We start from the raw sequence: 2,131 nt of genomic DNA, 5'->3' as shown, positions 1-2,131 counted from the left end.
AAATTTAGTCATAAGAAAAACCCTGAAAGTTATACAACTTTCAGGGTACAGGTCATCCTACCTTCTTTTTATTGGTTTAAAATTTGGTGAACGACGGTAGCTGCTTCAGTGAAAGCGATTGTTTGCACGTGTGGTCGGGGGATTACTGTAGTGAACCAACTTTGGCCTTCTAGAGGAACGCCAGTGACAAACAGGTTAGGAATTAACTGATTTTCCTTGTTATAAACAGTAAATGTTTTCAGATTAACTTTAATGGTATTAGCTAAAGGAGCAGTACCATCCTGGTTAATAATTCGATTATCACCAACAATTAAGCCGTGCTGACGGAGAGATTTTAGCAACGGACTTTTAGCTGTGCGGAAATCAGGCCGGCCGAGTCGTGCCTCAATGAGGGCAGTCCCTTGATAATGCTCATCAAATCGGTCAGTTGCGGTAAAGAATTGTTGATCATGATCGACACTGAAATTTGGACCGGCAATAGTGACTTGCTTAGCTTTAATTAAGGCCAAAAGTTGCCGTATTCGAATTAATGGCGGCCCAACCGATAGCTGTGAATCAAAAAGCTTGAAGTCAGTTAAGAGTTTTTGATAATCATCTTCATCAAAAAGACGGTCATTATAAAGTGTTCGTACAGTACCACGAACATCACGAAGAATGTCATAGGCGCCTGTTAGGGGTGATTTATCATTACCTAAGGCGGCAGAATCAATATCTTCTTTTAAGTGTTGAACGAAGAATTTCCGGAAAGCAGAAAGAGAAGTCACGTCACGGGAAGGGGTTGCTTCCTTTTCCCAAGAAATGTGCACATCTAATTTTAGATGAAACTTTTCGTTAACATGCTGCCAATTTTTTGGATTTTCTAGAAAATCTAAAATTTCTTCTTTTTCTGTATCAGAAAGCTTATCAAGCAGGTTTACTTGGTTAGTTAGATACTTGTAGGTCATCTCTTGATCTAAGACATGGCGGAAAGTATTGTAGGGTAGGTGACCACCGCAATCTTTCGCAATGCGCTGCATGCGTTCGAGCGTGAAGAATCGTGGTTGATACAGCTCGTTTGCTCCTTTTTGATTAAGCCCATGTGCTCGGGGTGGCAGGCCAGATCCAGAACCAATGATCAAATGTGGCTCATGACCAGATGGATGGTAAACAAGTGATCCATCTTTTTTAGTCAAAAAGGAACCACCTTTACCAGCTGTCAAAGACAAGAGATCATCAAAAAAGGAGAGACCAAGGCCTTGAACCAAAACAGTATCATTTTCGTTCAGGTTAGAAAAGTCATTTTCCGCCGGGTGAGAGGCAGGATAATAGTGAAAGCCTTTTTCTTTTGCAAACTTTTCCAAATCTTTCTTCTTTTCACTTAACTCGGCATCAAGGTGACCAAGTGCCAAGACGACTTTGTCAGCAAAAAAATGATTATAATCGGTAGTCGTGATGTTAAAACCTGGATTAGCTTCTAATAAGCTTTTGACGGCGACCTGGTGAAAGCGCACGGAAAGATTACTTGGGCAGTTTTTTAGAATTTCTTCAAAGAACCAAGCCGCATAGACACCCATTAAACCGCGGGAAGCATAGGCAGTCATTGATGTTAGTGATAAAACTTCCTCACGATAAGCCATTGGATATTCGTGATGTTGTTTTAAGAAGGCCAGGGCATAAGATTGGGCCCAAGTAAGCAGGTTTGGCGTTAAATCATCACCGCGACGTTGACCAATATCATAATCATTAAATAACGTCACCTGGTTGGGATTCGTATTCATTAAATAAGTTTGATTATTTTCAAAAAAAGGATTCCAAACGCGACCACCAACCGGGTAAGGGTCGAAAATATTAATTGTTAAGGCCTGGTTTGAATCAGCTTTTTGAATAAGGCGGTCGAGAATAGCAAGATTTCTCGGACCCGCTCCAATTAAAGCAATTTGCATGGGGACTCCTGTATCAAGTAAAAATAAAAAGCCAATGATAAAGTAAGCGCAAGCTATGAAAATGAATTTTTGAAAAAAATAAGTCAGAAACATTACAACTAATGTGTCTAAAATTTATAATATTTGGCAGATTACAAGTTTAATTCGAACAACCCCGAAAAACTTCTAGTGGCGTCTGGTAGTTATGTAACTTCATGGGTCGATTGTTG

General features: G+C 40.0%; 1 protein-coding gene. It reads right to left on the bottom strand.

Annotated features, from left to right (window positions below):
- Positions 1 to 68: 68 nt before the first annotated feature.
- Positions 69 to 1,922, bottom strand: coding sequence for an FAD/NAD(P)-binding protein (locus FEFB_RS07950; protein WP_047975714.1), 1,854 nt, complete (start codon positions 1,920 to 1,922; stop codon positions 69 to 71).
- Positions 1,923 to 2,131 lie beyond the last annotated feature (209 nt).

The organism is Fructobacillus sp. EFB-N1 (assembly GCF_001038455.1).
GTDB lineage: Bacteria > Bacillota > Bacilli > Lactobacillales > Lactobacillaceae > Fructobacillus > Fructobacillus cardui.
The sequence above is the reverse complement of the archived record's forward strand: the minus strand, read 5'-3'. Positions and strand labels throughout refer to the sequence as shown.

Coding starts and splice junctions, on each gene's coding strand:
- FEFB_RS07950 (WP_047975714.1), bottom strand. CDS start 1,922: ATGCAAATTGCTTTAATTGGAGCGGGTCCGAGAAATCTTGCTATTCTC.